Raw genomic sequence first — 16,365 nt, 5'->3', positions numbered from 1 at the left:
GCCGCATCACTACCTGAAGCTGCCGCGCATGGTTGCCGCCAATTATTACGTCGGCTTCGTCGACGGCGCGCCAGTCGCGCATCTCTGCGTATCCACCCGACCGGGCATGAAAGAGGCGCGGGGATGTCGCCTTGTGATCATGCCGGAATGGCAAGGGGCCGGGCTTGGCTTGCGCTTCCTCAATGAGGTTTCTGCGCTCTGGCGGCGCGGCGTGAACCGGTATCAAAAGCCCATGCCGATGCTGTTTCACACGTCGCATCCAGGACTGTGCGAAGCGCTGCGTCGAGATCCGCTTTGGGCACAGATATCGGCCTCGCTTTACGGGGGGAACCGCAAGCGGAGTGTGGGCTCTTTGCAGGCGGCTGCAAAGCGCAATGGATGGGACGGCAACGCCGCGACGGGCGGCTTCGGCGGGCATTTTCGCGCAGTGCAGGGGTTTCGTTATGTCGAATAAGGCAGCGGCAAAAGTAATGGTCATCGGAACACGCTGGCTTGGCGCGGAGGTGCTGAAGCAACTTCACGAAAGGAGTTTAACACTGGCTTTAATCGCCGTTAAATCGGACGATCAAGCCGCCCGAACGGCAGAGAAGCTGGGCCTTCCATGCCGGGTAAAACCTGACGCCGTGCCGCTGATGGCGACGGATTTCCCGTGGCGTCCCGACCTGATCGTCTGTGCGCATTCGTTTCGAATCGTGGAGCCATGGGTGATCAATTGGGCAAGCCTTGGGGCCATCGGCTATCACCCCTCGCTCCTGCCCGCCTTCAAGGGCCGTCGCGCCGTCCAAGACGCATTGGACGCGGGCCAGAGGATCACCGGCGGCAGCGTCTATTGGCTGACCGAAGCCATCGACGGCGGCCCAGTCGTTGTGGCGGGCGGGCGGCGCTTGCAAGATCAAGTGCAAGTCTTGCCCAATGAAACGGCGGGCGAATTGTGGCGGCGTGCGCTGGCACCGTTGGGCGCAGGGCTGCTGACGGAGGGGGTGATATCAATCTGCCAGACGGATGGTTAAAATTGCTCCGCTGCAACTTTGGTTGTCAAACCCTGCAAATTTGCGTGGCGAGCCACAGCGAGCCACACACAGCAGACTTGTCCACAAGAGATTTCGCAAAATTTCCTTTACAGGGTTTCGTTCTTTGCACACTATATCTAGTAAGGGGCGCAGTGGCGGGACGCTGTTTCTTGCCAGACTCTCAGGTTCTTGTGGGATGCACCGCAGCAAGGGGCATTTCCGCAGGCAATATAAAAACGAGGCGGGGCATGTCACTTTCAGAGGACTATCTTTCGGAGGATATCCATCCGATCGACATCGTCGAAACCCTCGCGCAGAGCCATGCGTGGGAATTTGACCGTGTGACCGATGACCAGATCGCCATGGCGGTCGAAGGGCAGTGGCGCACCTATTCCCTCACACTCGCCTGGTCGGCACAGGATGAAACCCTGCGCCTGATTTGCACATTTGAAATGGAACCGCCAGAGGGCCGGGTTTCGGCGCTGTATGATGTGCTGAACCGCTGCAACGATATGGTCTGGACCGGGGCCTTTACCTGGTGGGCCGACCAAAAGCTGATGGTCTGGCGCTATGGCTTGTGCCTTGCGGGCGGGCAGATTGCCGGGCCGGAACAGATTGACCGGCTGATCTCCAGCGCTGTGATGGCGGCAGAGCGGTTCTACCCGGCCTTCCAACTGGTGACATGGGCCGACCACAGCCCCGAAGCCGCGCTGAAAGTCGCGATTGCCGAGGCTTACGGGCGGGCCTGACCGCCGCGGCAAGCCATTACAGCCGCACGACCATCTTGCCAAAGCTGTTGCCCACCAGCAGATCATAAAGCGCCTCTGGCGCTTTTTCCAATCCGTCGACAACCTGCTCTTTATACTGCATTTTTCCTGCGGCCAGCCAATCCGTCATCTCTTCTCGGAATGCGGCATAGGTGGCCTTGGGAAAGCTGTCGAAGATGATGAAGCCTTGCATCTTCACTTTCATCCGCAAGATCGTGCCCATGATCGCAGGCCCCATATCCGGCCCATCGGGCAGGCCCGGCAAGTTATACCATGAAACGACCCCACATACCGGAATCCGGGCAAAGGGGTTCAACAGCGGCAGCACGGCATACAACACCTTGCCGCCGACGTTTTCAAAATAAACATCAATCCCATCGGGACAAGCCGCGCGCAACTGTGCGGCAAAATCGGGGGCGCGGTGGTCGATACAGGCGTCAAAGCCCAGCACATCCACCACATGCGCGCATTTTTCCGGCCCGCCCGCGATCCCCACCGCGCGGCAGCCTTTGATCTTGGCAATCTGCCCCACCGTTGCCCCCACCGGGCCCGATGCCGCCGCCACCACCACGGTTTCCCCTGGCTTCGGCTCTCCGATCTTCAGCAAACCGGCATAGGCGGTATAGCCCGGCATCCCCATGATCCCCAGTGCCCAAGACGGGTTGGCCGGGTTCGGGCCAAGGTTCATCACCTCTGCCCCATCCGACAGCGCATAATCCTGCCAGCCGCTGCCCGCCAGAACATAGTCCCCCGGTGCAAAGGCATCGAGATTGCTGACCATCACCTCGGCCACCACTTGCCCCGTCATCACGCCCCCAATCGCAACCGGCGTGGCATAGGATTTCGCATCATTCATCCGCCCCCGCATATAAGGGTCCAGCGACAGAAAGGCAGAGCGTAAAAGCATCTGCCCCGGCCCCGGCGACGGAATCGCCCCCTCCTCCAGCCGCAGCGTGTTGGCATCCGGCGCGCCTTTCGGGCGTTGGTTCAGGACGATACGGCGGTTGATCTGGGCGTTTTGCGGCATGGTGTTTCCTTTTCGGTTCACCGGCCACCCTACTGCGCCAAGCCGCAGGGCAACAGGGGCAAGCCCCGGCAATGACGCAAAGAAAAGGATTCAGCTTTGCATTCTTTCACGCTAACCTTGCCGCAACTGTCAGGGGGTTGCATGAATCTGGACGAAGTGAACACACGCGGGCTGGTCCTGCTGGGCTGTGGCAAGATGGGGTCAGCGATGCTGCAAGGCTGGCTGGCCCAAGGGGTCAAGCCCGGCTCTGTCTGGGTCAGTGACCCGTTTCCCAGCGATTGGCTGCAACAGACGGGCGTGCATCTGAACGTCCCTTTGCCCAAGGATCCGGCGATTGTGCTGGTCGCCGTCAAGCCGCAAATGATGGCCGAGGCGCTGCCCAGCCTTGCCGCCTTGGGCAATGGCAAAACCCTGTTTGTCTCGGTCGCCGCTGGCACGACCATCGCGTTTTATGAAAAAACCTTGGGCAATCAGACCCCGATCATCCGCGCCATGCCCAACACCCCCGCTGCCGTTTCTCGCGGGATCACCGCGATCTGCGGCAATGCCCAGGCGACCGATGCCCATATGGCGCTGGCCGAGGCGCTGCTCTCTGCCGTGGGCAGCGTGGTGCGGCTGGAGGGGGAGCATCAGATGGATGCCGTCACCGGCCTGTCCGGCTCTGGCCCCGCCTATGTGTTTCACATGATCGAGGCGATGGCCCAAGCCGGAGAGGCAGTCGGCCTTGCCCCCGATCTGGCGATGAAACTGGCGCGTGCCACCGTCTGCGGCGCAGGCGAACTCGCCCATCAAGCCCCGGAAAGCGCTGAGCAATTGCGCATCAACGTCACCTCCCCCGGTGGCACCACCGCCGCCGGCCTTGGCGTTCTGATGGCGGAACTGCCCGACCTGATGACCCGCACAGTCAAAGCCGCAACCCAACGCGGGCAGGAGCTTGGCAAATGATAACCTATGATGACTTCGCCGCCGTCGATATCCGTGTCGGCACCATCACCCGCGCCGAACCCTTCCCCGAGGCCCGCAAACCGGCCTATAAACTCTGGGTCGATTTCGGCGGCGATCTGGGTGAAAAACGCTCATCAGCCCAGATCACCGCGCATTACAGCATCGACGGGCTGATCGGACGGCAGGTGCTGGCCGTCGTGAACTTCCCGCCCCGACAGATCGGCAAAGTGATGTCCGAAGTGCTGGTGCTGGGCGTCCCCGATGCAGCGGGTGAGGTGGTGCTGGTCGGCCCCGGCCATGCTGTTCCAAACGGGGGGAAGCTGTTTTGAAACCCGAAGTCCTGATCACCCGCCCCCTGCCCGGCAAAGTCATTGCCGAGGCTATCAGCCATTTCTCCCTCACCATCCGCGAAGATACCACCCCGCTCTCCCCTGCCGAATGTGCCGAGGCGCTGCACCAGTATGACGCGGTGCTGCCCACGCTGGGCGACCCGTTCAGCGCTGCGGTCTTTGCCGAAAACCACGCGCCGCGCTGCCGCCTGCTGGCCAATTTTGGCGTCGGCTATAACCACATTGATGTCGAGGCCGCCAAGGCCGCAGGCATCATCGTCACCAATACGCCCGGCGCTGTTACCGATGCCACCGCCGATATCGCGCTGACGCTGATCCTGATGACTGCGCGCCGCGCCGGCGAAGGCGAACGCATGCTGCGTGCAGGCGCGTGGCAAGGCTGGCACCCCACACAAATGCTCGGCGCCCATGTCACCGGCAAACGGCTGGGCATCATCGGCATGGGCCGCATCGGCAAAGCCATCGCCAAACGCGCACATTACGGCTTCGGGATGGAGGTGCAATTCTTCAACCGCTCCCCCGTGGCCAACCCCGGCCTGCCTGCCGAACAGGTCAAACTGGAAACCGCGCTCGCCGCCGATTTCGTCGTCATTGCCGTGCCGGGCGGCCCCGCAACCCGCCACCTGATCAATGCCGAGAAACTGGCACAAATGCAGCCCCACGCTTTCCTCATCAACATCGCCCGCGGCGATATCGTGGACGAGGCGGCACTGGTCCACGCCCTGCAACACCAGACAATCGCAGGCGCGGGCCTCGATGTCTATGAACAAGAACCAACGGTCTCCCCCGCCCTGATCGACATGGAAAACGTCACCCTCCTGCCCCATCTCGGCACCGCCGCACTGGAAATCCGCGAGGCCATGGGCCTGATGGCCGTCGATAACCTCCGCGCCTTTTTCGATGGCAAACCCCTGCCAAACCTCGTCTGACCGATGCCCTCTTTCTCTTTGGAAAAAATATCCTCGCCGAAGGCTCCGCCGCCACCACAGGCACAGCGCCGGGCAACCGCGCCATGGCAATGCCGCCCGCGGGGGCTCGATGCCCCCAAGGGCGGCTCCCCCCGCCCATGATCATCTCACAGGGTCGCCGCTATATCTTTGTCCATATCCCCAAAACCGGCGGCACCGCGCTGACGCTGGCCCTCGAAGCGCGCGCGATGAAGGATGACATCCTGATCGGTGACACTCCCAAGGCGCAGGCCCGCAAAAAACGCCTCAAAGATCTTCCGGCAAAGGGGCGGTTGTGGAAACACGCCACCCTCGCGGATCTTGACGGGCTGTTCGGCGCGGCAGAGCTTGACCGGTACTTCATCTTCTCACTTGTCCGCAATCCGTGGGACCGCGCTGTCAGCTACTACCACTGGCTGCGCGACCAGGGCTTTGCGCATCCTGCCGTCACCCTGGCCCAGCAAACCAGCTTCAGCGCCTTCCTGAACCACCCGCAAACCCGCACCAGCTTTCAAAACTGGCCTGCAAGTGCCTATCTGCGCGATGCTTCCGGGGTGGAACATTGCCAGCTTTACATTCGCCTCGAACATCTCGCCCAGGATATCGCGCCGCTGGAGGCGCATCTGGGCTTCTCCCTCACCCCCCTGCCCCGCGCCAACCGCTCTGCCCGCGATACCGATTGGCGCGGCTATTACTCCGATGCAGATGCGGCCCTCATCGCCCGGATATGTGCCGAAGATATCACCCGCTTCGGCTATCGGTTTGATGACGCGGCCACATCCCGACACCCAGAATAAAAAACGCCCCGTGGTTTCCCACGAGGCGCCTTCAATCTCTGCGTAGGGTGGGTGCTAACCCACCGCCACCTTAACCACGCTCTTCGATGATCTGCACAAGATGCGGGATCTTGTTGACCATGCCGCGCACGGAAGGCGTATCTTCCAGCTCGCGGGTGCGGTTCATTTTGTTCAGGCCAAGACCTTTCAAGGTCGCGGTCTGGATCGCCGGGCGACGGGCAGCGGATGCCACCTGCTTCACAACGATGGTTTTCTTTGCAGCAGCCATGATCAAGCCTCCACGGTTTCAGCAGGGGCTTCAGACTTGTTGCCCAGAATGTCAGCCACTTTCTTGCCGCGACGCTGCGCGACCTGACGGGGGCTGGCTTCTTGCTTCAAGCCATCAATCGTGGCGCGGATCATGTTATAGGGGTTCTGCGACCCGATGGACTTTGCCACCACGTCTTGCAGGCCCAACATTTCGAACACAGCGCGCATCGGACCACCGGCAATGATGCCTGTCCCCGGAACGGCGGTGCGCATGACCACTTTGCCCGCGCCATGGCGGCCTTCCATGTCATGATGCAGCGTGCGGCTGTCTTTCAGCGGCACACGGATCATTTGACGCTTGGCCTGCTCGGTGGCCTTGCGAATGGCCTCCGGCACTTCCTTGGCTTTGCCTTTGCCAAAACCAACGCGGCCCTTTTGGTCGCCAACAACCACGAGGGCTGCGAAACCAAAGCGCTTACCGCCTTTTACGGTCTTGGACACACGATTGATCGCAACCAAGCGATCTGCGAATTCCGGGGTTTCTTCGCGGCCACCGCGATTATCCCGACGGTTATCTTCTCTTGCCATGAGGCATTCCTCGTATAGTGCGCGGGGTCCGCGCCATATGGACCAATCCTGGTGGGCCAAGCCCCCGGATCATCGGGGTGGCGCGAACGCCACCCGCTGGTATCAGAACTTCAGACCACCTTCACGGGCAGCATCGGCCAAAGCCTTGATCTTGCCGTGGAAAAGGAAGCCGCCACGGTCGAAATAGCACTCTTCGACCCCAGCTTTTTTCGCCCGCTCGGCAATCGTCGCACCAACTTTCGTTGCCGCTTCGACGTTGTTCTTGCCCACGAAGCCCAGACCCTTTTCGAGGGTCGAAGCTGCGGCCAAGGTCACGCCGTTGACGTCGTCGATCAGCTGGACGCTGATGTTCTTGCTGGACCGATGCACAGACAGACGCGCGCGCCCGTTTGCCATCGCCTTGATCTTGTTCCGCACGCGCAAGCGGCGCTTGAGGAACAGCTGTCGTTTGTTGTTCGCCATTTTTACGCCCCTTACTTCTTCTTGCCTTCTTTGCGGAACACGAACTCGCCCTTATAGCGGATACCTTTGCCCTTATAGGGCTCGGGCTTGCGCCATTCGCGGATGTTCGCTGCGACTTGGCCAACCAACTGTTGATCCATGCCTTCCACAACGATTTCGGTTTGCTTCGGCGCGGATACAGTGACCCCTGCCGGAACATCGAAGTTGACTTCGTGGCTATAGCCAAGAGACAGCTTCAGAACATTGCCAGCCATCGCTGCGCGATAACCAACACCCTGAATCTCAAGCTCTTTCTTGAAGCCCGTGGTCACGCCGATCACCAGATTTTCGATCTGGGAACGGGTCATGCCCCACTGCTGACGGGCACGCTTGGACGTGCCGCGCGGCTTAACCGACACAGCATTGTCTTCAATCGTGATCGTCACATCATCAGTGGCGGTGAAGGAACGGGTCCCTTTCGGGCCCTTCACTTCGACTGTCTGACCGGACAAGGTTGCCGAAACACCCTTAACCAGCTCGACCGGTTTCTTACCAATACGAGACATCTTGCCCTCCTTAGAACACGGTGCAGAGCACTTCGCCACCAACATTGGCGGAACGTGCAGCTGCATCGGACATGACGCCTTTCGGCGTGGAGACAATAGAAACACCAAGGCCGTTACGGACCGAAGGAAGATCCTTCGAAGCCATATAAACCCGGCGTCCCGGCTTGGAAACGCGCTTCAGGTCGCGAATGACCGGCGTGCCTTCAAAGTATTTCAGGCTGATCGTGATCTCACCCTGACCGTCTGCGGTCTCGGCTTTCTCATAACCACGGATGTAGCCTTCAGAGGCCAACACATCCAACACCCATGCGCGCAGCTTGGAAGCCGGCGTTTTAACGGTCGATTTGCCACGCATCTGCGCATTGCGGATGCGGGTCAGCATATCGCCGAGAGGATCGTTCATCATCATCGTGCGACCTCCTTACCAGCTGGATTTGACCATGCCGGGGATCTGACCGAAGGAGGCCAGATCGCGCAGCATGATGCGCGAAAGTTTAAGCTTGCGGTAATACGCATGCGGACGGCCCGTCAGTTGGCAACGGTTGTGCAGACGCACAGCCGACCCATTGCGGGGCAGCGAAGCCAGTTTCAGAGTCGCCTTGAAACGCTCTTCCATCGGACGCTCTTGGTCGTTGATCACCGCTTTCAAAGCAGCGCGCTTGGAGGCATCGCGTGCCACCAGCTTTGCGCGCTTCACTTCGCGGTTTACCATGGATTTCTTAGCCATATCCCTATTCCTCCCGCTTACGCTGTGAAGGGCATGTTGAAATTCTTCAACAATGCCTTCGCTTCCGCGTCGGTTTTCGCGGTGGTGCAGATGATGATGTCCATACCCAGAACTTCGTCGACTTGGTCGAAGTTGATTTCCGGGAACACGATCTGTTCTTTCAGACCCATGGCATAGTTGCCACGGCCGTCGAACGAGGTCGGCTTCACACCGCGGAAGTCGCGCACGCGCGGCAAAGCGATGGTGATCAGACGATCGAGGAATTCGTACATTTTGTCGCCGCGCAAAGTCACTTTGCAGCCAAGCGGCATTTCTTCACGCACGCGGAAACCGGCGATGGATTTCTTGGCATGGGTGACGACAGCCTTTTGACCAGCGATCTGGGTCAGCTCTTCTGCTGCCTTTTTCACTTTCTTGGTGTCTTTGACAGCTTCGCCAACGCCCATGTTGATCACGATCTTGTCCAGACGCGGGATCTGCATGTCGTTCTTGTAGCCGAATTCTTCTTTCAGGGCAGCGCGGACCTTGTCCTTGTAGACGCCCTTCAAGCGCGGGGTGTAATTTGCCTGGTCCAGCATCAGATTGCATCCCCCGTGGTCTTGGCGAAACGCACCTTCTTGTCGCCATCCATACGGAAGCCGACGCGGGTTGCTTTGCCATTCGCATCAATCAGCGCAAGGTTGGACAGGTCGATCGGCATCGCTTTCGGGATGCGGCCGCCCTGCGAGCCCTGGCTTTGCTTGGTGTGACGGATAGCCATGTTGATGCCATCCACAACAGCTTTACCGGCTTCCGGGTTCACGGAGGAAATCTCGCCCTCTTTACCCTTGTCTTTGCCGGTCAGCACGACGACCTTGTCGCCTTTTTTCAGTTTCGCAGCCATCAGAGCACCTCCGGAGCCAGCGAGATGATCTTCATGAAGTTCTTTGCGCGAAGCTCACGAACCACCGGCCCGAAAATACGGGTGCCGACGGGCTCACCTTGGTTGTTCAGAATGACAGCAGCGTTGCGGTCAAAACGAATTGCGGTGCCGTCTTCACGACGGACTTCTTTGGCGGTGCGAACGACGACGGCTTTGCGCACGTCACCCTTCTTCACGCGACCGCGCGGAATGGCTTCTTTCACCGACACTACGATAATGTCGCCGACCGAAGCATACCGACGGTGCGAGCCGCCCAAAACCTTGATGCACTGAACACGGCGCGCGCCGCTGTTGTCAGCAACATCCAGGTTGGTCTGCATCTGGATCATTTGGTTTCTCCCGACCTTTGGGGGTGCATCCCCCAGGGTTTCGTAAAATGGCTATGGATGGCCTGAGGGCTTACGCCTCCAGAACCACCGTCCAGCGTTTTGTTTTCGAGATCGGCGCACACTCTTCGATACGAACAGTGTCCCCTACCTTGAATTTGTTCTCTGCGTCGTGGGCCCGGTATTTCTTGGACTTACGAACAGTTTTTTGCAGCAGCGGATGCTTGAAGCGGCGTTCAACCGAAACCGTGATGGTCTGGTTGTTCTGATCGCTGGTGACGGTGCCTTGCAGGATGCGTTTGGGCATGTTTCAGGCTCCTCAGTTCGCGATGGCGGCTTCAGCCGCTTTTTGGTTCAAAACCGTCATGATGCGGGCAACGTCACGACGGACGGCGCGCATGCGTGCGGTGTTTTCAAGCTGGCCGGTAGCCTGCTGGAAGCGCAGGTTGAAAGCTTCCTTTTTCAACGCGACAAGCTGATCACGCAGCTGGTCAGGCGTCTTGGCCTTAAGTTCAGTGGCGTTCATGCGCCTTTTCCTTCTTCACATCACCGGAGGGCCCGTTAGGGTGACCCTTGTCCCAGTGGAGTCAATGATAAACCAACGAATCCGGAAGCCCGGAATCGCTGGATGCGTCCGTATAGGGGGATGGGGGATGAAGGGCAAGGGGGAAGTTGGGCAAATACGCTTAGCCTGACACGGCGGGCGCGGCCTGCGCCCAATCGCCAATCCAATCGACCAAGCCATGGCCCAGCGGCTGCATCTGGTCCTCGACCGGCCAATCGCTCTGCGCATCGGGCCCGTCGCAATCCCATGAAAACACCGGCAGGTCCGGCGCGCGGCAATCCACCAACGTATAAGCCGTGCAGCCCCAATAGACGAGCGGTAAAACCCCGGCACGCAGCGCAGGCGGAGGCTGGTCTTTGCCTTCCAAACTGCTGTCATCCCCGCGCAGAAAGTTCAGAACGGCGATTGCATTGCCGCCAAATCCACGCTTCTGGGTCGCCGCAAGTTCCATCAAACCATAGCCCGGCCCAAAGCCCCCATTGCCGATCCGCTGGTATAGAAACACCAAAAGCGGTGGCAGTTTCCAACCAAGCTGCGCTTCAACCGCCTCTTGTTCCTTCGCCGTCAACGCGGGGCCGATCCCGTCTCTTGCGGGCGGCAGCATGTCGGTAAAACGCGAAGTTTGGTGAAGCCGTCGCGAAACAGCCGCCGCCATCGCCTCCCATGCCTCTGGAACCTTTGCGTTCATATATCCCACCCCATGGCCTGCACCCAATATGAAGCGAAATCACCAAATCAAAAAGCCCCGCCGTTTCCAGCGGGGCCTTTGAAATTTTCAAGAACTGCGCCTGCACCACTTGTCGCCAGTGCCTCAGCGCAGCGACCTTACCAGTCTTCGCGCTGAACGACGCGGGTTTGCACCGGAAGCTTCATCGAGCCAAGGCGCAGGGCCTCGCGTGCGATCACTTCCGAAACGCCGTCGATTTCAAACATCACGCGGCCAGGTTTCACCTTGGCTGCCCAATAATCGACAGAACCCTTACCTTTACCCATCCGCACTTCGGTCGGCTTGGACGACACCGGAACATCCGGGAAAATCCGGATCCAGACGCGGCCCTGACGCTTCATGTGGCGGGTGATGGCACGACGAGCAGCTTCGATCTGGCGTGCGGTTACACGCTCTGGCTCGGTTGCTTTCAGGCCAAAGGTGCCGAAGTTCAACAGGAAGCCGCCTTTGGCCTCGCCACTGATCTTGCCTTTGAACTGCTTGCGGAACTTGGTCCGTTTAGGTTGCAGCATTGTTTTGCTCCCTTACGTGCGTTCGCGGCGCGGTTGACGCGGAACAGCGCCTTCCTGTGCCTCGGCGTGACGACGATCATGTGCCTGCGGATCATGCTCAAGGATTTCGCCTTTGAAGATCCAAACCTTCACACCGATGATACCATAAGCGGTGGTCGCTTCGTGGTGCGCATAGTCGATGTCGGCGCGCAGCGTGTGCAGCGGAACGCGGCCTTCACGATACCATTCGGTCCGTGCGATTTCCGCGCCACCCAGACGGCCAGCCACGTTCACACGGATGCCCAAGGCCCCCATGCGCATCGCGTTCTGAACGCCACGCTTCATGGCGCGACGGAAAGACACCCGACGCTCCATCTGCTGTGCAATCGATTCTGCCACCAGCTTGGCATCCATTTCCGGCTTGCGGATCTCAACGATGTTGAGGTGCAGTTCGGAGTCGGTGAACACGGAAAGCTTCTTGCGAAGACCTTCGATGTCAGCGCCTTTTTTGCCGATGATCACGCCCGGACGTGCAGTGTGAATGGTCACACGGCACTTCTTGTGCGGACGCTCGATGATGACTTTGGACACGCCAGCTTGGGCGCATTCCTTGTGGATGAACTCGCGCATGCGCAGATCTTCCAGCAACAGGTTGCCGTAGTCTTTGCTTTCCGCGAACCAGCGGCTGTCCCAGGTGCGGTTGACCTGAAGGCGCATACCGATCGGATTGACCTTCTGACCCATTATGCGGACTCCCCTTTTTGACGTACCAAAATCGTCAGCTGGCTGAACGGCTTCATGATCTTGCCGAAACGGCCACGTGCCCGCGGGCGACCACGCTTCAAGGTCAGGTTCTTGCCGCAATATGCTTCGGCAACGATCAATTCATCCACGTCAAGACCGTGGTTGTTTTCAGCGTTGGCGATGGCCGATTGCAGGCACTTTTTCACGTCCTGGGCGATACGCTTTTTCGAGAAGGTGAGGTCGGCCAGAGCCTTGTCCACCTTCTTGCCGCGGATCAGACCAGCAACGAGGTTAAGCTTTTGCGGCGAGGTGCGAAGCATCTTGGCAAGCGCCATTGCTTCGTTATCGGCCACGCGGCGCGGATTTTTTGCCTTGCCCATGACTTATTTCCTCTTGGCTTTTTTGTCGGCGGCGTGACCATAATAGGTCCGGGTCGGCGAATACTCACCGAACTTCTGGCCGATCATTTCTTCGGTTACCGCGACGGGAACATGCTTTTTGCCGTTATAAACGCCAAAGGTCAGCCCCACGAACTGCGGCAGAATGGTGGAACGACGCGACCAGATCTTGATCACTTCGTTTTTGCCAGTTTCGCGCGACTTCTCGGCCTTTTTCAGGACGTAGCCATCGACGAACGGGCCTTTCCAGATTGAACGTGCCATGGATTAGCGGCCCTTCTTCTTGGCGTGACGCGACCGCAGGATATACTTATCCGTGGTCTTGTTCGAACGGGTGCGGTTGCCCTTGGTGCCTTTGCCCCATGGAGTAACCGGGTGACGACCGCCCGAGGTGCGGCCTTCGCCGCCGCCATGCGGGTGGTCAATCGGGTTCATTGCCACACCGCGAACGGTCGGGCGGATGCCCTTGTGACGCATGCGGCCCGCTTTACCGAAGTTCTGGTTCGAGTGGTCAGCGTTGGAAACGGCACCAACCGTCGCCAGGCATTCCTGACGCACCAGACGCAGTTCGCCCGAGGACAAACGGATCTGTGCATAGCCACCGTCACGGCCCACGAACTGCGCATATGTGCCAGCAGCGCGCGCAATCTGCCCGCCTTTGCCCGGCTTCATTTCGACGTTGTGAACGATCGTCCCGATCGGCATGCCCGAAAACGGCATCGCGTTGCCCGGCTTCACGTCGGTTTTTGCGCCAGCAATGATGCTATCGCCAACAGCCAAACGCTGCGGAGCGAGGATGTAGTTCAGCGTCCCATCCTCATATTTCACCAAGGCGATGAACGCGGTGCGGTTGGGATCGTATTCGATCCGCTCAACCACGGCCGGCATGTCATGCTTGGTGCGCTTGAAATCTACGATACGGTAAAGGCGCTTTGCCCCACCGCCTTTGTGCCACATCGTAACACGTCCGGTGTTGTTCCGGCCACCTGTCTTGGTCAAACCCTCAGTAAGGGCTTTGACCGGACGGCCTTTCCACAGCTCCGAACGGTCGATCAGAACCAACCCGCGTTGGCCAGGCGTCGTCGGTTTATACGACTTGAGTGCCATGCTCTCTGTCTTCCGTTAGCTTGGGGGTCTGGCGATGCAGACCCTAGGTTATAGGGCCCCGAAGGTCCCCGATGGTAGATGCAGGCGCGGCAGCGGTTGCCGAAATCCTACAGGTCGAAAAAATCCACGGCCCCAGGAAAACCCGGGGCCGTGAGATTCGCTGCCTTCTATCAAAGCCCGGTAGAGACGTCGATAGTATTTCCCTCTTCGAGGGTCACATAGGCTTTTTTCTTGTCGGAACGAACGCCGGGGCGCCCTTTGAACCGCTTGACCTTGCCTTTGGTGATGGTCGTGTTCACGGCCTTCACCTTGACGCCAAAGACAGCTTCAACAGCTTCTTTGATCATCGGCTTGGTTGCGTCCATCGCCACTTGGAAAACAACCGCATTCGCCTCAGAGGCCATGGTTGCTTTTTCGGTGATGATCGGCTTGCGGATCACATCGTAGTGGTTCGGTTTCACGCTCATTTCAAACGAGCCTCCAGTGCTTCGACCCCTGCTTTGGTGATCACCAACTGATCCCGCTTCAGGATGTCATAGACGTTTGCACCCATGGTCGGCAGAACATCGATGGTGTCGATGTTGCGCGCGGCCAAGGCGAAGTTGCCGTCGATTTCTGCACCGTCGATGATCAGCACGCGCTTCCAACCCAATTCCTTCGCCATCTTGGCAAGGGACGAGGTTTTCGCATCGGCCATCGTCGCGGCGTCCAGAATGATCAGCTCACCCGCTTTGGCTTTCGCCGACAGCGCATGACGCAGACCCAACGCACGGAACTTCTTGGGTAGGTCATGCGCATGGCTGCGCGGAACCGGACCCTTGTAGATACCACCGTGACGGAAGATCGGCGCGCCCTTGTCACCGTGACGTGCGCCACCGGTGCCTTTTTGGCGGTAAATCTTCTTGGTCGAGTAGCTTACGTCCGAACGACCCAGAGTCGAGTGGGTGCCAGCCTGGGCTTTCGCCCGCTGCCAGCGCACCACACGGTGCAGAATGTCGGCGCGCGGCTCAAGGCCGAACAGCGCATCATTCAGGTCAATGGAACCGGCTTTGCCGCCGTCCAGCTTGATGACATCAGCCTTCATTCTTCTCGCCTCCATCTTCAGCTGCCGGGGCATCTGCCGCCGCTGCTGCTTCCGCTGCTGCTTCGGCTGCTGCCGCTTCTGCTGCCAAAGCTGCCGCGCGTGCTGCTTCTTCTTCCGCCGCCGCTGCTGCTGCTGCTTCTGCTGCCTTCTTGGCCGCTTCACCAGCCGAACGCAGTGCTGCCGGCATGATCACGTTGTCCGGAACGGCTTTCTTCACCGCATCCTTCACCGTCACCCAACCACCTTTGGAACCGGGCACAGCGCCCTTTACCATGATCAGGCCGCGGTCGCTGTCAGTCTTGACGACTTGCAGGTTCTGCGTGGTGATACGTGCCGAACCCATGTGGCCCGCCATCTTCTTGCCTTTGAACACCTTGCCGGGGTCCTGGCACTGGCCCGTGGACCCGTGCGAACGGTGCGAAACCGACACACCGTGGGAAGCCCGCAGACCCCCAAAGTTGTGACGCTTCATCGCACCCTGGAAACCCTTACCGATCGAGGTGCCGGCGATGTCCACATACTGACCTTCGAAGTAATGGTCAGCGGTGATCTCTTCGCCCACATCGATCATGCAATCGGCCGTGACGCGGAATTCTGCGATCTTGCGCTTCGGCTCAACCGAAGCTTTCGCAAAATGGCCGCGCATCGCAGCGGTGGTCCGCTTGGCTTTGGCCAAACCGGCACCCAACTGAACGGCGGTGTAACCGTCGCGTTCAGCGGTGCGCTGTGCCACAACCTGCAGGTTGTCGAGTTGAAGAACGGTCACAGGAACCTGCTTGCCGTCTTCGAGGAACAGCCGGGTCATGCCCAGCTTCTTTGCAATAACGCCAGAGCGCATAATCTGATGCCCCCTTATACTTTGATTTCGACGTCAACGCCCGCAGCCAGGTCGAGCTTCATCAGCGCGTCCACGGTCTGGGGGGTCGGATCGACGATATCGAGAAGACGCTTGTGCGTGCGGATTTCCCACTGGTCGCGCGATTTCTTGTCGATGTGCGGACCACGAAGAACCGTGAATTTCTCAATCTTGTTCGGCAGCGGAATCGGGCCGCGCACGGTGGCGCCGGTGCGTTTCGCTGTGTTTACGATTTCCTGCGTGGACGCATCCAACACCCGGTAATCGAAGGCTTTCAGCCTGATACGGATCGTTTGACTTGACATAGTTTGGTGCCCTTTAGGCTTGGCGGGAAATCAGGCCCGATGTCTTGCGACACCGGACCCGATCCCTCTGCCAGAGAAAGTTAAGCGATGATTTTCGAAACGACGCCAGCGCCGACGGTGCGGCCGCCTTCACGGATGGCGAAGCGCAGTTTTTCTTCCATGGCGATCGGGGCGATCAGTTCGACGTTGAACTTCAGGTTGTCGCCCGGCATCACCATTTCGGTGCCTTCCGGCAGCATTACCGTGCCCGTCACGTCGGTCGTGCGGAAGTAAAACTGCGGACGGTAGTTCGCGAAGAACGGCGTGTGACGGCCACCTTCTTCTTTGGTCAGAATATAGGCTTCGGCTTCAAACTTCGTGTGCGGCTTCACCGAAGCGGGCTTGCACAGAACCTGACCACGCTCGATGCCTTCACGGTCAACACCG

At 59.3% G+C, this 16,365-nt stretch carries 28 protein-coding genes and 2 pseudogenes; 7 read left to right on the top strand and 23 right to left on the bottom strand.

Annotated elements, in window-relative coordinates; genetic code table 11:
- From EGN72_RS01180 to EGN72_RS01170, 3 genes and pseudogenes are all read left to right on the top strand, one after another.
- Window positions 1-454 (top strand): annotated as a pseudogene (locus EGN72_RS01180) (ABC transporter ATP-binding protein); the annotation flags it as partial.
- Window positions 455-632: 178 nt separating this feature from the next.
- A complete protein-coding gene (locus tag EGN72_RS19100; protein ID WP_158623105.1) occupies window positions 633-1,010 on the top strand; it encodes a formyltransferase family protein in 378 nt (125 codons plus the stop codon).
- A 248-nt stretch (window positions 1,011-1,258) separates the two neighbouring features.
- A complete protein-coding gene (locus tag EGN72_RS01170) occupies window positions 1,259-1,759 on the top strand; it encodes a YbjN domain-containing protein (RefSeq protein ID WP_127044825.1) in 501 nt (166 codons plus the stop codon).
- Window positions 1,760-1,775: 16 nt separating this feature from the next.
- Here the strand turns inward: EGN72_RS01170 and EGN72_RS01165 are convergent, their stop codons facing one another.
- Window positions 1,776-2,804, bottom strand: a complete 1,029-nt coding sequence (locus tag EGN72_RS01165) for an NADP-dependent oxidoreductase (RefSeq protein WP_127044824.1) — start codon at window positions 2,802-2,804, stop codon at window positions 1,776-1,778.
- A 141-nt stretch (window positions 2,805-2,945) separates the two neighbouring features.
- Here EGN72_RS01165 and proC point away from each other — a divergent pair, with 141 nt between their 5' ends.
- From proC to EGN72_RS01145, 4 genes are all read left to right on the top strand, one after another.
- Window positions 2,946-3,749: a pyrroline-5-carboxylate reductase gene (proC, locus tag EGN72_RS01160; RefSeq protein WP_127044823.1), complete on the top strand. Its 804-nt coding sequence runs from the start codon at window positions 2,946-2,948 to the stop codon at window positions 3,747-3,749.
- A complete protein-coding gene (locus EGN72_RS01155; protein WP_127044822.1) occupies window positions 3,746-4,078 on the top strand; it encodes a tRNA-binding protein in 333 nt (110 codons plus the stop codon). Before proC ends, EGN72_RS01155 begins: the two co-directional genes overlap by 4 nt.
- The gene (locus tag EGN72_RS01150) at window positions 4,075-5,028 is read left to right on the top strand and encodes a D-glycerate dehydrogenase (RefSeq protein WP_233586986.1); all 954 of its coding nucleotides are present in this window, start codon (window positions 4,075-4,077) and stop codon (window positions 5,026-5,028) included. The genes EGN72_RS01155 and EGN72_RS01150 overlap by 4 nt, the downstream gene beginning before the upstream one ends.
- A 137-nt stretch (window positions 5,029-5,165) precedes the next feature.
- Window positions 5,166-5,843 (top strand): sulfotransferase family 2 domain-containing protein, encoded by a 678-nt coding sequence (locus EGN72_RS01145; RefSeq protein WP_127044821.1) that lies wholly within the window; start codon window positions 5,166-5,168, stop codon window positions 5,841-5,843.
- Window positions 5,844-5,913: 70 nt separating this feature from the next.
- On the opposite strand, the gene rpmD is transcribed toward EGN72_RS01145, so the two are convergent.
- The 22 genes and pseudogenes from rpmD to tuf all read right to left on the bottom strand — a co-directional run.
- Window positions 5,914-6,111 (bottom strand): 50S ribosomal protein L30, encoded by a 198-nt coding sequence (gene rpmD / locus EGN72_RS01140; protein WP_127044820.1) that lies wholly within the window; start codon window positions 6,109-6,111, stop codon window positions 5,914-5,916.
- A 2-nt stretch (window positions 6,112-6,113) separates the two neighbouring features.
- Window positions 6,114-6,680 carry a 30S ribosomal protein S5 gene (gene rpsE / locus EGN72_RS01135; RefSeq protein ID WP_127044819.1) on the bottom strand — a complete coding sequence of 189 codons (567 nt, stop codon included), beginning with the start codon at window positions 6,678-6,680 and terminating at the stop codon, window positions 6,114-6,116.
- A gap of 102 nt (window positions 6,681-6,782) precedes the next feature.
- Window positions 6,783-7,142, bottom strand: coding sequence for a 50S ribosomal protein L18 (gene rplR, locus EGN72_RS01130; protein ID WP_127044818.1), 360 nt, complete (start codon window positions 7,140-7,142; stop codon window positions 6,783-6,785).
- Between the two features lie 11 nt (window positions 7,143-7,153).
- Window positions 7,154-7,687 carry a 50S ribosomal protein L6 gene (gene rplF, locus EGN72_RS01125; RefSeq protein WP_127044817.1) on the bottom strand — a complete coding sequence of 178 codons (534 nt, stop codon included), beginning with the start codon at window positions 7,685-7,687 and terminating at the stop codon, window positions 7,154-7,156.
- 10 nt (window positions 7,688-7,697) lie between these two features.
- Complete coding sequence (rpsH, locus tag EGN72_RS01120) at window positions 7,698-8,096, bottom strand: 30S ribosomal protein S8 (RefSeq protein ID WP_127044816.1); 399 nt, start codon at window positions 8,094-8,096, stop codon at window positions 7,698-7,700.
- Window positions 8,097-8,108: 12 nt separating this feature from the next.
- The gene (gene rpsN, locus EGN72_RS01115) at window positions 8,109-8,414 is read right to left on the bottom strand and encodes a 30S ribosomal protein S14 (protein WP_127044815.1); all 306 of its coding nucleotides are present in this window, start codon (window positions 8,412-8,414) and stop codon (window positions 8,109-8,111) included.
- 17 nt (window positions 8,415-8,431) lie between these two features.
- Complete coding sequence (rplE, locus tag EGN72_RS01110; protein ID WP_127044814.1) at window positions 8,432-8,992, bottom strand: 50S ribosomal protein L5; 561 nt, start codon at window positions 8,990-8,992, stop codon at window positions 8,432-8,434.
- Window positions 8,992-9,297, bottom strand: coding sequence for a 50S ribosomal protein L24 (rplX, locus tag EGN72_RS01105; RefSeq protein ID WP_127044813.1), 306 nt, complete (start codon window positions 9,295-9,297; stop codon window positions 8,992-8,994). Before rplX ends, rplE begins: the two co-directional genes overlap by 1 nt.
- Window positions 9,297-9,665 carry a 50S ribosomal protein L14 gene (rplN, locus tag EGN72_RS01100; RefSeq protein ID WP_022705624.1) on the bottom strand — a complete coding sequence of 123 codons (369 nt, stop codon included), beginning with the start codon at window positions 9,663-9,665 and terminating at the stop codon, window positions 9,297-9,299. Before rplN ends, rplX begins: the two co-directional genes overlap by 1 nt.
- A 70-nt stretch (window positions 9,666-9,735) precedes the next feature.
- A complete protein-coding gene (rpsQ, locus tag EGN72_RS01095; protein ID WP_127044812.1) occupies window positions 9,736-9,969 on the bottom strand; it encodes a 30S ribosomal protein S17 in 234 nt (77 codons plus the stop codon).
- Window positions 9,970-9,981: 12 nt separating this feature from the next.
- Window positions 9,982-10,188 carry a 50S ribosomal protein L29 gene (gene rpmC, locus EGN72_RS01090; RefSeq protein WP_127044811.1) on the bottom strand — a complete coding sequence of 69 codons (207 nt, stop codon included), beginning with the start codon at window positions 10,186-10,188 and terminating at the stop codon, window positions 9,982-9,984.
- 160 nt (window positions 10,189-10,348) lie between these two features.
- Window positions 10,349-10,915 carry a hypothetical protein gene (locus tag EGN72_RS01085; protein WP_127044810.1) on the bottom strand — a complete coding sequence of 189 codons (567 nt, stop codon included), beginning with the start codon at window positions 10,913-10,915 and terminating at the stop codon, window positions 10,349-10,351.
- Window positions 10,916-11,052: 137 nt separating this feature from the next.
- Complete coding sequence (rplP, locus tag EGN72_RS01080) at window positions 11,053-11,466, bottom strand: 50S ribosomal protein L16 (RefSeq protein ID WP_127044809.1); 414 nt, start codon at window positions 11,464-11,466, stop codon at window positions 11,053-11,055.
- Between the two features lie 12 nt (window positions 11,467-11,478).
- Window positions 11,479-12,189 carry a 30S ribosomal protein S3 gene (rpsC, locus tag EGN72_RS01075; RefSeq protein WP_127044808.1) on the bottom strand — a complete coding sequence of 237 codons (711 nt, stop codon included), beginning with the start codon at window positions 12,187-12,189 and terminating at the stop codon, window positions 11,479-11,481.
- A complete protein-coding gene (rplV, locus tag EGN72_RS01070) occupies window positions 12,189-12,569 on the bottom strand; it encodes a 50S ribosomal protein L22 (protein ID WP_050524392.1) in 381 nt (126 codons plus the stop codon). Before rplV ends, rpsC begins: the two co-directional genes overlap by 1 nt.
- A gap of 3 nt (window positions 12,570-12,572) precedes the next feature.
- Window positions 12,573-12,851 (bottom strand): 30S ribosomal protein S19, encoded by a 279-nt coding sequence (gene rpsS / locus EGN72_RS01065; protein WP_127044807.1) that lies wholly within the window; start codon window positions 12,849-12,851, stop codon window positions 12,573-12,575.
- Between the two features lie 3 nt (window positions 12,852-12,854).
- Window positions 12,855-13,694: a 50S ribosomal protein L2 gene (gene rplB, locus EGN72_RS01060; protein WP_127044806.1), complete on the bottom strand. Its 840-nt coding sequence runs from the start codon at window positions 13,692-13,694 to the stop codon at window positions 12,855-12,857.
- Window positions 13,695-13,864: 170 nt separating this feature from the next.
- Window positions 13,865-14,161: a 50S ribosomal protein L23 gene (locus EGN72_RS01055; RefSeq protein WP_050524395.1), complete on the bottom strand. Its 297-nt coding sequence runs from the start codon at window positions 14,159-14,161 to the stop codon at window positions 13,865-13,867.
- On the bottom strand, window positions 14,158-14,778 hold the full coding sequence (gene rplD / locus EGN72_RS01050) for a 50S ribosomal protein L4 (protein WP_127044805.1): 621 nt from the start codon (window positions 14,776-14,778) through the stop codon (window positions 14,158-14,160). The genes EGN72_RS01055 and rplD overlap by 4 nt, the downstream gene beginning before the upstream one ends.
- Window positions 14,768-15,619, bottom strand: a complete 852-nt coding sequence (gene rplC / locus EGN72_RS01045) for a 50S ribosomal protein L3 (protein ID WP_127044804.1) — start codon at window positions 15,617-15,619, stop codon at window positions 14,768-14,770. The genes rplD and rplC overlap by 11 nt, the downstream gene beginning before the upstream one ends.
- A gap of 11 nt (window positions 15,620-15,630) precedes the next feature.
- Window positions 15,631-15,939: a 30S ribosomal protein S10 gene (gene rpsJ, locus EGN72_RS01040; RefSeq protein WP_050521166.1), complete on the bottom strand. Its 309-nt coding sequence runs from the start codon at window positions 15,937-15,939 to the stop codon at window positions 15,631-15,633.
- Window positions 15,940-16,019: 80 nt separating this feature from the next.
- Window positions 16,020-16,365, bottom strand: a pseudogene (tuf, locus tag EGN72_RS01035) (elongation factor Tu); the annotation flags it as partial.

This window comes from Pseudorhodobacter sp. E13, assembly GCF_003991405.1.
Lineage (GTDB): Bacteria > Pseudomonadota > Alphaproteobacteria > Rhodobacterales > Rhodobacteraceae > Pseudorhodobacter.
Note: the sequence above shows the minus strand (reverse complement) of the source record. Positions and strands in the feature narration are given on the sequence as shown.